Here is an 11,953-nt window from a genome sequence, read left to right as displayed (position 1 = left end):
CAGCACCCCCGGTGATGAGCAGGCAGGCCGCGAGGATGCGCAGCGACGGCTCGGCGACGCCGGCGGCGATCAGCACCAGCGTCGACAACAGCGGCGCGGCATAGCTCGCGGCGCCCAGGACCTGTATGTTGCCGCGCTTGACGCCGATGTCCCAGGCATAGAAGGCCGCGCCAACCGGCATCAGGCCGAGCCCGATGACGGCCAGCCACTGTCCGGGGCCGTCGGGCAGCACGGTCTCCTCAAGCAGAAAATGGCAGACCAGCGACAGCACCGACGTCGCCAAACAGAACCAGGTGACGATGGAGGTCGGCACCGATGGGAAGCGCCGCGACAGAAGCGAATAGGACGACCACAGCAGCGCGCAGACGGCGGCCATCGCGTAGCCGAAGGCATAGCGCGCATCGAAGGCCAGCCCGCCGCCCTTGGTGACGATCAGGAAGGTACCGGCAAGGCCGAGCAGCGCGCCGACGACATGGTTCCAGGCCAGCCGCTCGCCCGGCATCAGCGCGGAACCCAGCACGATCAGCAGCGGCCACAGATAGGCGATCAGGCTCGCCTCGACCGCCGGCGCGTTGCGCAGCGCCGTGAAGTAGAAGAAATGGTAGCCGAACAGGCCAGCTATGCCGATCACCCAGACCTGTGGCGGGATCTTCTCACTGCGGTCGGGCGCCGGCATCACTAGCCGGGCCGCCAGCCCGACGCAGGTGCCGATGGCGAAGGTGATGGCCGACAGCAGGAATGGCGGCACCTGCCCCGAGGCGTCGGTGAGCAGCGCCAACAGCGCCCACATGGCGACCGCCGAAAACCCGATCAATGTTGCGCGCCCCATATCTCCCCCGCCGGCGCGCGGCGGCGCCTCTAGCAATTCCAGGAAAAGTGCCTTGCGGTTTTCCGTCCGGAATTGCGTAAAACTGAGTTAATTTACCGCTTCGAACCGTCCGGCGCTGATGGTCAGCGGACCGATCTGGGTCCCGACCGTGGCGCGGATCGGGGCATATACGCCGGATTGACCGACCGGTGCAAACGTCACCAGCATGCGGCTCTTGTTCTTGAGGTAGTTCAGTGCCTTGCGTCCCTTGCGATAGCCCGCCACCGGCTCGAATCCCATCTTGCAGGTCACCGTGTCGCCCTTGTAGCCCGGCACCGCGATCGAGCCCCTGGAGGCATAGGTCAGTGTCAGGTCGGCGCGCATCTCGCCATCATAGAACTTGACCGTGCGTCCGCAGACCTTGTCCAGGCTGTCGGGCATGGATGACGGTCGCGGCCATCGGATCGAGCACCGATTTCAGGTCTCCGTCGCCGATCGGCACCCAGCTCTTCGGATCGCGCTTGCCTGGAGCGGGAACGACTTGCGTGGAGGAGACCGCCCCGTTGCTGAAGCGGATGTCGACCATGGAGGACTTCTTACCGGACGTATAATCGGCCCTGAACACCTGCGGCGTCATCCGCTTGTCGGAAATGATGCCTTTCGACGAAATCGTGCCTTTCGTGTCGTCGAACAGCCTGCCGAGCCCGGCGGCGGAGACAGTGCCGTTGATGGCGTAGGTATCGCCCACATAGCGGCTGGAAAAGGTGGCCCTGGCGATCGAAAGGCCGAGGTAGGACACCGTATATTCGCCCTTGAAGGACTGTGGCGAGGGGGCGGCGAAGCTTGTTGCCGGCACGGCAAGGGCAAGAAGGGTGGCGAATGCATGAGATGGACGGAGCATGGCGGCTGGCGAATCCCTGGCGGTTCGGCCAGAACGCAACGGCTCCAGCCTGGCGTGTCCCTTCGCGAACGGCTTATAGTATGAAATCCGGCCTTTATATGGAGCGCGCCCGACGGCAGGCGACGTGCCGGAGCTTGACGCAATGGCGAAATGCCACTATGGAACGCCAACTTTTCCAAAGGCCGCCTGACTGAGACCGCGCGCCGCCTGGCGCGGGCAGAATGGTTTGGCAGGTTTAGAAACTGAAGGTTAGACAAATGTCCCGCACCTGCGAACTCACTGCCAAGGCAGTCCAGACCGGCAACAATGTGAGCCACGCCAACAACAAGACCAAGCGTCGCTTCCTGCCGAACCTGGTCAATGTGACGCTGATTTCCGAAGCGCTGAACCAGAACGTTCGGCTGCGCATTTCGGCCAACGCGCTGCGTTCGGTCGAGCATCGCGGTGGCCTCGACGCCTTCCTGGTGAAGGCGGACGTCAAGGAATTGTCGCAGCGCGCTCGTCTGCTGAAGAAGCAGATCGCCAAGAAGCTTGCCGAGCAGTCCGCCGCTTAAGTAGCTTTCGGGCACGACGACCGCCTCGGGCACCGGCCAGACCGGTGCTCGGATATGAGCGAGCGTCGCCTTGACGCTCGGCTGGTTCCATTACCCAGGATAAAAAAATGAATTTCCTGACGCGATACCTGCCCTTCGTGGCCGCCATGGCGCTTGTCGTCGTGGCGTCGAATATCCTCGTGCAGTTCCCGATGCAGGGCCAGGTCGGCGGCCTGTCGCTGGCAGACCTGCTGACCTGGGGCGCCTTCACCTATCCCTTCTCCTTCCTGGTCACCGACCTAGCCAACCGCCGCTACGGCCCGGCCGTGGCGCGCAAGGTGGTGTTCGTGGGTTTCATGACTGCGGTGACCTGCTCGATCCTGGTCCCGCCCTTCCTGTTCCGTCATGGCCTGATCGAGTTCGAGACCGCCGCCGATCGGTTGGTGCGCATCGCGGCCGCTTCCGGCGCCGCCTTCCTCACCGCGCAATTGCTCGACGTCACCGTCTTCAACCAGCTGCGCCGGCAGAGCTGGTGGCGCGCGCCGATCGTCGGCACGCTGGTCGGCTCGGTGTTCGACACGCTCGTCTTCTTCGGCGTCGCCTTTTCCGCCGCCTTCGCCTTTGCCGGCCCCAATGACAGTTTCGCGCTGGAGGCCGCGCCGCTAATGGGCATGCTGCCGGTCGAGACGATGCGCTGGGTCTCCTGGGCGCTTGGCGACCTTTCGGTCAAGCTCATCATCGCCGTCGTGGCGCTGATCCCCTACCGGCTGCTCGCCGCGCGCTGGAGCCAGCCGGCGGTCGCCGTCGGAGCATGATCCCAAAAAGTGGGACTCGGTTTTTGGAAAAGATCATGCTCAAGCCAAAAGACAGGCCGTGATCCCCTGGGTTCAGCTTGATTCCGCCCGCACGCCCGATGGCGGCCAGGAACTGCGCCTGAAGCAGCGCGGCACTGAATTCTCGATCATGCTCGGCACCAACGAGCTGATGAACAGCCGCCTCAGCGGCTCCGAGGAGGCGCTCGCCAGGCTTTCCTGCGAGCGGATCGCCGGCCGCAAGCGGCCGGAGATCCTCATCGGCGGGCTCGGCATGGGCTTCACCTTGCGCGCCGCTCTCGCCGCGCTCGATGGCGATGCCGCCGTCACTGTCGCCGAGCTTGTCCCCGCGGTCGTTGGCTGGGCGCGTGGGCCGATGTCGACGATCTTCGGCGGCTGCCTCGAGGATCCTCGAGTCAGCATTCGCGAGGCTGATGTCGGTCAGCTGATAAGGGTGCGGAAAGCCGCTTGGGACGCCATCCTGCTCGACGTCGACAATGGTCCCGAGGGCATCGTCTACAAGGGCAATGACTCGCTCTATGACGCGGCCGGGCTGGCTGCCGCTAGCGCCGCCTTGAAGCCAGGCGGCGTGCTGGCGGTCTGGTCGCAGGGACCGGACGGCGGCTTCACCTGGCGGCTGAAGCAGGCAGGCTTCGCGGTCGAAGAGGTCAACACGCGCGCCCACGGCAAGCGCGGCGCCCGCCATGTTATCTGGGTTGCGACCAACCGGCCCTGACGCTTTCCGTCACAGCTGCGGCGGATTTACGCTTTGTTACGGCCGATCGTGCAGGATCGCGAAAATTCTCCAAGGCTTCGCAACCACCATGACCGTGCAAGGCACCGGTTGGAAAAATCATCTCCTGCTTGCGGCATGCGCCACGCTGGTGGTGTTGACCGTCAACGCGGTTTCCGGCTTCCCAACCCTTGCGAATAATGGCGCGGACAATGACAGCATGCTGCGGCTGGTCGAGGTCCGCGACCTGCTCGCCGGGCAGGGCTGGTTCGATCTCCATCAATACAGGATGGGCACGGCAGGCGGTTTCGTCATGCACTGGTCCCGGCTGGTGGACGCGCCGCTCGCATTGCTTGTCATGGTCTTCGACGCGCTGGGCGCCGGCGCCGCCACCGCCGAACGGGCAGCGCGGATCATCTGGCCGACCACGCTCTACGGACTGACCATATTCGTGCTCATGCGCGCCTCGCGGCGCTTCGCCGGCGCCGACGTCGCGATGCCATCGCTCATCCTGTCGACGGCCGCGCTTTTCTTCCTGATGGTCTACAGCCCCGGCGTGATCGATCACCACAATGTCCAGCTGCTGCTGACGGCGGCCAGCCTTTGGCTTCTGATGGAAGCGCCCTTCTGGCGGCCTGCCGCCCTGCTGTCGGGCATTTGCGCCGGCCTGACGCTCGCTGTCGGCATGGAAACCGCTCCCTATGTGGCGACGCTCGGCATCTGCGCTGCGGTCCTGTTCATCCTCGACGATAAGGAGCACGCCACCGCGCGAGGCTTCGGCCTTGGATTTGCCGGTGTCGCCTTGCTGGTCTTCGTGGCGACCATCCGGCCTTCCGACTGGCGCGTCGCCCAATGCGACGCCTTCTCATCCTTCCAGTTCGCCGTAGCGGCGCTTTCCGGATTTGGCCTCGCGATCGCCTCGACATTGACCGCATCGACGGTTCGGGCACGGTTCGTTTCGATGCTGGCGCTGGCCGCGGTGGTCGCGGTGACTGTGATAGCGGCCTTCCCGCAATGCCTGGCATCGCCCTATGCGGGCATGGACGAGCGCATCCGCACCTTTTGGCTGGCCGACGTGGTCGAAGCGCAGCCCTTCTGGAGCGTCGCCATCCACCAGCCCAAGCTGATGGCGGCGCGCTATGTGACGCCCTTCATCGCGATCCTTCTGATCGGCTTTCAGCTGCGAAGCCGTCGCCTGCGCCGCGAGGAGATGCTTGCCGCCATCCTGCTTGTCGTCGCCTTCGGCGTCAGCCTCTGGCAGGTGCGCGGCTCGACCTTTTCCGTCGCCTTCGCCGTGCTGCCGCTCTCGGCCTGGATCACGCAAATCCGCCTCAGGGCCAGCGCCGCGCCCTCTTGGCGGATCTCCACCGCCATCGTCATGGCGTGGCTGGTCTCGCTCAATGCGACCTGGGCCGGGGTAGCGGTGGCGGCGCAATCCGTGGTCCAGAAGGCACCGCAGCGGGTGAATTCCGATCCCGACCATGCCTTGACCTGCGGCAAGCCGGCCGACTTCCTCGATCTGGCCGTCATGCCGGCGACGACGGTGCTTGCTTCGTCCAATCTCGGCTCGGGGATATTGATGTTCACCGAACACCGGGCGCTGGCTGGCCCTTACCACCGCAATGTCGCCGGCAATCTCGCCATGCTCGATGCTTTCATGGGAACGCCGGAAGCAGCCCGCGCCGTCATCCAGCGCGAGCAGGTGGCATTGGTCGCGATCTGTCGAGGCAACACGGAAGAGATATCGCTGGGCTTGGACGCGCCCAAGGGCCTTGCCGCGGCATTGCTGCGGGGCGACCTGCCGGCATGGCTTGAACTGGACCAGTCGACCGCGGGCAAGCCGATCGAGATCTACAAGGTCCGTTGAATATCGGCTTGCGGCCAAATCAGCACCGTCGCCGGGTGCCTCGCAACGCCCTTGCTTTGCGCCGATGCAACATCACCTCGTGATTGGAAGCCGCGATTGAAGTCAGTCCGTGGATCATTGCAATCCAGCCTGTGCTTTGGTTAGCATTCCGCACGGTCGGCGATATATCTATTCAAGAAATTTGGGTTCGGGGTTCTTCGGATTGGGGAAGGTTATCCATGTCGGTCATAGACGGCGCGGCGGCGCCAGCATCAGCCAGACAAACGCTGCAGCATGTTGTCTCCCACATGGTGGAGGCGGTGAACCGCGCCACCTTCGTGGAAAAGCCGTTCTGGCATCTTGAGATGACGGATATCTTTCCGGCGGACCTCTACCAGCGCATGCGCGCAGCCATGCCGGAGGCGCGCGAATATCGCGCGCTCAAGGGCCGCCACAATGTGAACATCAAGGCCGACGGCACCGCGACGCGGATCAAGATCGACCTTTATCCCGAATATATCCGCCATCTGCCAGCTGAGAAACGGGCCGTCTGGGCCTTGGTCGGCAAGGCATTGCACGCGCCGGAACTGAAGGATGCCTTCATGCGCCGCCTTGCCCCGGGCCTGGAGCGCCGGTTCGGCTCGGATTTCATGAAGGTCGGCATGTATCCGGTGCCGATGCTGACGCGAGACGTGGCGGGCTACAAGATTGGCTTCCACACCGACACGAAATGGAAGGGCATCACGGTCCAGTTCTATTTGCCGGAGGACGACTCGATCAACCATATCGGCACCCGCTTCGCCGAGCGCATGCCGGACGGGCGTTTCGAGAATTCGCACCGGATGTCGTTTTCGCCGAACACGGGCTACGCCTTTGCGGTCGGCACCGACACCTGGCACGCGGTCGACACTGTCGGGCCGGAAGTCCGCACCCGCGACAGCATCCTTCACACCTATTTCGTCGACAACACAGCGACACTCAAGATCCGCAACCGGAGCAAGCGCGCCGCCAATTTCGCGATGAACGAAGTCCGCCACGTCGGCCGGTAATCTCCCAGCGCTCGTGTCTTGTTCAGTCCTGATGCAGGATGAATTCCAAATAGAGGTTGCGCTGCAGGATCGAATGGTTGTCGTCGGATACCAGCGACACCATCAGCGCGCCATCGTCGCGGGTCCAGACGTCGAGCCCTTCCATATTGTCGATCTGGTAGCCCAGATCGGCCTCCATCAGCACTGGCCCGTCGGCGACCGCGCCCTTCTCGACGCTCTCGCCATAGATGCGCCGCAGCCGCATCTTCACCCCGCGCGCGATCGAGAAACTGCGTTCCAGAAGCAGCAGGTCGCCGTCCGGCAGGAAGGCTCCGTCGGTTATGTCGAAATCGCCATTGCGCTTGATGGTGAAGACGCCTTTGTGCGGCCCTTCGATAATGGCGGCGTAGACGTTGCCCGCCTTGTCGAGGCTCCTCTCCGAACCACGACCAGCCCGCCCGCATGCTGACCGTAAGGGTTGGCATGGGCGACGGTCTCGAAGCCGCGGTTCTGGCGCAACTCGTGGGCGGGAACCAGATAGTCGAGCTGCCGGATCGGCGCTTTCATATTGTCGGGGTCGATCTTGAACTGGGCGACGCGCTGGTCGCGCTCGAAGCCGACGGTTGCGATGCCGTCCTTCACCGCGAGCCCTTCCGCGTCGACCTTCCATTTCCGGTCGATCGGCCGCCCCGAAGCGTCGACCATCTGCTGCATGCGGAAATTCTTGACACCCGAGGGTCGCTTGCCGGCGTCATGCGCGATCGTGCCGAAGAACCAGAAGCCGGTGTCGGCGACCCCGATGAAGTCGCTGCCCGGCTTCAAGAAACGAAGCGCCGACAGCGCGCCGAAATCGCGCGCCGGCGAGGTCATCTCCAGCCCGCCGACGAATTCGAACGGCCCGAACCGCGTCTCGTCATGGCCGATTTGGAACTGGGTGATCGGCCGCGCTGAAATCTCGACGGTCTCGACGGGAGCTCTCTGGGCGGCAATGGCCGGCGAGGCGCAGATCAGCACGCAGGCGAAGAGCGTCCGCCGCGCACGCCGCCCCGAAAACATCATCCGGCGCGCCGCAACCCGCCGCGGCGCGTGTCGCGCGCGCTTTCCTCGCCGAACAGCGAGGCGAGCTGCTCGGTCATGGCCCCGGCCAGTTCCTCGGCGTCGACGATGGTGACGGCGCGGCGGTAGTAGCGCGTGACGTCGTGGCCGATGCCGATGGCCAAAAGCTCGACCGGCGAACGCGTCTCGATCAGCTCGATGACCGCCCGCAGATGCCGCTCCAGATAATTGCCCGGATTGACCGAGAGGGTGGAATCGTCGACCGGCGCGCCGTCCGAGATCATCATCAGGATCTTGCGCTGCTCGGGCCGGCCGATCAGCCGGTTATGCGCCCAAAGCAGCGCCTCGCCGTCGATGTTTTCCTTGAGCAGGCCCTCACGCATCATCAGCCCGAGATTGCGCCGGGCGCGCCGCCATGGATGATCGGCGGACTTGTAGATGATGTGGCGCAGGTCGTTAAGCCGGCCGGGATTCGGCGGCTTGCCGTCCTTCAGCCATTTCTCGCGCGCTTGCCCGCCCTTCCAAGCGCGGGTGGTGAAGCCGAGGATCTCGACCGAGACGCCGCAGCGCTCCAGCGTGCGCGCCAGGATGTCGGCGCAGGTCGCCGCGACGGTGATCGGCCGGCCGCGCATCGAACCCGAATTGTCGAGCACCAGCGACACCACCGTGTCACGGAACTTGGTGTCGCGCTCCTGCTTGAAGGACAGCGGCTGCATCGGATCGATGACGACACGCACGAGGCGCGCCGGATCGAGATAGCCTTCCTCAAGATCGAAATCCCAGGAGCGGTTCTGCTGCGCCATCAGCCGGCGCTGCAGCCGGTTGGCCAACCGCCCGACAACGCCGGACAGGTTGGCAAGCTGCTTGTCAAGGAAGGCGCGCAGCCGGTCGAGCTCCTCTTCCTCGCAAAGGTCCTCGGCCCCCACCGTCTCGTCGAAGGCGGTGGTGAAGACCTTGTAGTCGATCTCCTTCGGCAGGTTGAGGAACGGGTTGTCGTTGCGCTTGGCCTCGCCGGGCGTCTCAGCGTCGGAATCGTCCTCGTCCGAGAGGTCGTCCGATGTGGCGTCGGTCGCTTCCGTCTCGGCCGACTCTTCCTCGTCGGCTGAAGCTTCGGCCTCTTCCGACTGCGACTGCTCGGAGCCTGAATCCTCCTCGCCGCCTTCCTCGCTCTGTTCGTCTCCCTGCTGCTCGTTCTCTTCGTTTTCCTCGGAGTCGTCGGTTACCTGGTCGTCGCCGAGTTCCTCGGCCATCTCCATGGAAACCAGCATGTCGCGCACGACGCGGGCAAAGGCCTGCTGGTCCTCCAGCTTGGCCGACAGGCCGTCGAGGTCGCCGCCCGCCTTTTCCTCGACCCAGGGGCGCCAGAGATCGACGAGCCGCTCGGCGCTCTTCGGGATCGCGCGGCCGGTGAGTTTTTCGCGCACGATCAGCGCGATCGCTTCCTCCAGCGGCGCGTCGGCCTTGTCCCTGACGTCGACGAGGTTGGCCTTGGCGTATTTGTCCTCGAGCATCGAGCCGATATTGTCGGCCACGCCCTGCATGGCGCGGCTGCCGATCGCCTCGACGCGCGCCTGCTCGACGGCGTCGAAGATGGACCGCGCCAGCTTGCCTTCCGGCGCCAGCTTGTTGTGGATGCGCTGATCGTGGCAGGCGCGCTTCAGCGCCATGGAATCGCCGATGCCGCGGGTGATCGCGATGTCGTTGCGGGAGGCCTTCTTCGGCAGCTCGGGCAGCCGGGCTCGGTTGCCGGCCAGCGCCGGCCGGTCCTTGGCGAAGCCGACCTCGAGATCCTTGTCGCCGGCGACGGCGCGCATGCAGACCGTCACGGCGCGCTTGAAGCTGTCCGCTTCAGACCCGTTCTTCGGCTTGTTGCGCGTGTTGTCGCCCGGACCCGCCATTGATCATTCCCTGCGCGTTTTCGTGCTGAACGGCCGGAGGCCTTTCAGCTGCGCGCCTAGCCCAGCACCACGTTGGCAGCGCTCTCCGGCAGGTCCTCGCCGAAGGCGCGCTGGTAGAACTCGGCCACCACCGAACGCTCCAGCTCGTCGCATTTGTTGAGGAAGGTCAGCCGGAACGCCATGCCGATATCGCCGAAGATCTCGGCGTTCTCGGCCCAGGTGATGACGGTGCGCGGGCTCATCACGGTCGACAGGTCGCCATTGATGAAGGCCGAGCGCGTCATGTCGGCGACGCGCACCATCTTGTTGACGATGTCCCTGCCCTTGTTGTCGCGGTAGTGCTTGGCCTTGGCCAGCACGATGTTCACCTCATTGTCGTGCGGCAGGTAGTTGAGCGTGGTGACGATCGACCAGCGGTCCATCTGCGCCTGGTTGATCTGCTGCGTGCCGTGATAGAGGCCGGTGGTGTCGCCGAGACCGACCGTGTTGGCGGTGGCGAACAGCCGGAAAGCCGGATGTGGGCGGATGACGCGGCTCTGGTCGAGCAGAGTGAGCCGCCCCGACGATTCCAGCACGCGCTGGATAACGAACATCACGTCCGGTCGCCCGGCGTCATACTCGTCGAAGCAGAGCGCGACATTGTGCTGATAGGCCCAGGGCAGGATGCCGTCGCGGAACTCGGTGACCTGCAGGCCTTCCTTGACCACGATGGCGTCCTTGCCGACGAGGTCGATACGGCTGACATGGCTGTCGAGGTTGACGCGCACGCAGGGCCAGTTGAGCCGCGCCGCCACCTGCTCGATATGCGTCGACTTGCCGGTGCCGTGATAGCCCGACACCATCACGCGGCGGTTGTAAGCAAAGCCGGCGAGGATCGCCAATGTCGTCGCCTTGTCGAACAGATAGTCCGGGTCGATGTCCGGGACATGCTCTGTCGCCGCCGAATAGGCGGGAACGACCATCTTGGACTCGAAACCGAATTTCTCCTTCACCGACACCGTCGTGTCGGGCAGGTTGGCGATGTCGCGATCGACCTTGTTCATCTCTATCAACGTCTCCACGGGCGAAACGCCGCGTTTCGCCGGCAATCGATTTTGTCCGGGGGCGGTCTTAGAGCCTTTTCCAACGTTATGAAAGTTGGAAAAGACTTGGGACCGTAGGGCCGCTCAGCACAATCCTGCCTGCTTGAGCACGCGATAGGCCTGCAGCACATCGCGGAACCGGTCTTCCGAACCTCTGTCTCCGCCATTCGCATCCGGATGGTGGCGCTTAACCAGTTCCTTATAACGCGCCTTGATGTCCTGACCAGTCGCCTTTGTATCAAGGCCAAGCGTTTCCAGCGCCTTGGCCTCAAGCGGTTTTGCCTTGCGTTCGCGCGGCTCGCGCGCGCCTGAGCCGAACAGGTTGAACGGGTCGCGCATGCGGTTGTAGTAGCCGGCGCGTCCCGAGCGCTGCTGCGCGAAATCCGGCGCCGAGCGCGTCCCGCCGCCATTGGCGCCCATGCGCCAGGTCGGCCTGTGACCGGTCAGCGCCTCTTTCTGGAAGCGGGCGATCTCGCTGTCCGACACGCCGGAGAAGTAGTTGAAGCCCTTGTTGTATTCGCGCACATGATCGAAGCAGAAGCGGAAATACTCGCCCTCCTTGAGCCGCCCGACCGGCGCCCGGTGCGTGCCGGCCTCGTTGCAGCCGTCCCACTGGCAGACCGGCGCGCGCGACTTCAGCTCCGCGTCCTTTTCCGGCCGGATCCGGATTTTCTCGAAATATTTGGGATACGCTTTCATCTCACCCATTTATGGGCTGTTCGCATGTGCGAAACAAGAATTGACATTTCGCCGATGATCGCCCTAACCGCTGAATCGCGGCTTAAAAGCGGTCGAAATACAAGATTTTGCGGCTGTGCCGCATATGTGGTGAAGGGAAGCCCTGATGTCCATACAGGCCAAGATGGAAGACAAGCTGAAAGCGGCATTTTCGCCCGAACGGCTCGCCGTCATCAATGAAAGCCACCTTCATGCAGGCCATCACCATGTCGAGTCCGGCCATCACGGGACGTTCGACGGCACCGGCGAGACACATTTCCGCGTCCGCATTGTCTCGCCGAGTTTTGCCGGCATGAGCCGCATCGACCGCCACCGCGCCGTCAACCAACTGCTTGCCGACGAACTGAAGGCAGGCGTGCACGCGCTGGCGATCGAGCCGGCCGCACCCGGCGAGAAGACGCGCTGGTAATCAGGCCACCGTCGCCTTCAGGAAGGCCAGCACCGCCGCGGTCAAGGCGTCGCCATCCTCGCCGAAATCGCCATTGATCGACATATGCGTATAGGCGCTGCCGTCGAAC

Annotated in this window: 10 protein-coding genes and 3 pseudogenes; 6 read left to right on the top strand and 7 right to left on the bottom strand. The window is 64.2% G+C overall.

Annotated elements, in window-relative coordinates; all coding sequences use genetic code 11:
* Together EOA24_RS13380 and EOA24_RS44110 are read right to left on the bottom strand one after the other, a co-directional pair.
* Window positions 1–829 (bottom strand): EamA family transporter (locus tag EOA24_RS13380; protein ID WP_127409854.1); only part of this gene is annotated, 829 nt, incomplete at its 3' end.
* 87 nt (window positions 830–916) lie between these two features.
* Window positions 917–1,709, bottom strand: a pseudogene (locus EOA24_RS44110) (DUF3108 domain-containing protein).
* Between the two features lie 257 nt (window positions 1,710–1,966).
* On the opposite strand from EOA24_RS44110, the gene rpmB reads away from it, so the two are divergent.
* The 5 genes from rpmB (at window position 1,967) to EOA24_RS13350 (ending at window position 6,682) form a co-directional block, all read left to right on the top strand.
* On the top strand, window positions 1,967–2,263 hold the full coding sequence (gene rpmB / locus EOA24_RS13370) for a 50S ribosomal protein L28 (RefSeq protein WP_040989302.1): 297 nt from the start codon (window positions 1,967–1,969) through the stop codon (window positions 2,261–2,263).
* Between the two features lie 107 nt (window positions 2,264–2,370).
* Complete coding sequence (locus tag EOA24_RS13365; RefSeq protein ID WP_126081001.1) at window positions 2,371–3,057, top strand: queuosine precursor transporter; 687 nt, start codon at window positions 2,371–2,373, stop codon at window positions 3,055–3,057.
* A gap of 58 nt (window positions 3,058–3,115) precedes the next feature.
* Window positions 3,116–3,790 carry a hypothetical protein gene (locus tag EOA24_RS13360; RefSeq protein ID WP_126081000.1) on the top strand — a complete coding sequence of 225 codons (675 nt, stop codon included), beginning with the start codon at window positions 3,116–3,118 and terminating at the stop codon, window positions 3,788–3,790.
* Window positions 3,791–3,878: 88 nt separating this feature from the next.
* Window positions 3,879–5,654 carry a GtrA family protein gene (locus tag EOA24_RS13355; RefSeq protein WP_127256711.1) on the top strand — a complete coding sequence of 592 codons (1,776 nt, stop codon included), beginning with the start codon at window positions 3,879–3,881 and terminating at the stop codon, window positions 5,652–5,654.
* 218 nt (window positions 5,655–5,872) lie between these two features.
* Window positions 5,873–6,682 carry a hypothetical protein gene (locus tag EOA24_RS13350; RefSeq protein WP_126080998.1) on the top strand — a complete coding sequence of 270 codons (810 nt, stop codon included), beginning with the start codon at window positions 5,873–5,875 and terminating at the stop codon, window positions 6,680–6,682.
* Between the two features lie 22 nt (window positions 6,683–6,704).
* Here EOA24_RS13350 and EOA24_RS13345 read toward each other — a convergent pair.
* The 4 genes and pseudogenes from EOA24_RS13345 to EOA24_RS13330 all read right to left on the bottom strand — a co-directional run bounded on the left by EOA24_RS13345 (window position 6,705) and on the right by EOA24_RS13330 (window position 11,405).
* Window positions 6,705–7,720 (bottom strand): annotated as a pseudogene (locus EOA24_RS13345) (esterase-like activity of phytase family protein).
* Entirely contained in the window at window positions 7,717–9,615 is a 1,899-nt protein-coding gene (gene cobT, locus EOA24_RS13340) for a cobaltochelatase subunit CobT (protein WP_126080997.1), read from the bottom strand. Before cobT ends, EOA24_RS13345 begins: the two are co-directional and overlap by 4 nt.
* Before the next feature lie 56 nt (window positions 9,616–9,671).
* Window positions 9,672–10,658 (bottom strand): cobaltochelatase subunit CobS, encoded by a 987-nt coding sequence (cobS, locus tag EOA24_RS13335; RefSeq protein ID WP_126064171.1) that lies wholly within the window; start codon window positions 10,656–10,658, stop codon window positions 9,672–9,674.
* Window positions 10,659–10,781: 123 nt separating this feature from the next.
* Window positions 10,782–11,405, bottom strand: coding sequence for a J domain-containing protein (locus EOA24_RS13330; protein ID WP_042643766.1), 624 nt, complete (start codon window positions 11,403–11,405; stop codon window positions 10,782–10,784).
* A 136-nt stretch (window positions 11,406–11,541) separates the two neighbouring features.
* On the opposite strand from EOA24_RS13330, the gene EOA24_RS13325 reads away from it, so the two are divergent.
* Complete coding sequence (locus tag EOA24_RS13325; RefSeq protein WP_126080996.1) at window positions 11,542–11,844, top strand: BolA family protein; 303 nt, start codon at window positions 11,542–11,544, stop codon at window positions 11,842–11,844.
* On the opposite strand, the pseudogene EOA24_RS44105 reads toward EOA24_RS13325, so the two are convergent.
* Window positions 11,845–11,953: pseudogene (locus EOA24_RS44105) on the bottom strand (alpha/beta hydrolase); the annotation flags it as partial. It lies immediately after the preceding gene.

This window comes from Mesorhizobium sp. M2A.F.Ca.ET.039.01.1.1 (genome assembly GCF_003998035.1).
Taxonomy (GTDB): Bacteria; Pseudomonadota; Alphaproteobacteria; order Rhizobiales; family Rhizobiaceae; genus Mesorhizobium.
Note: the sequence above shows the minus strand (reverse complement) of the source record. Positions and strands in the feature narration are given on the sequence as shown.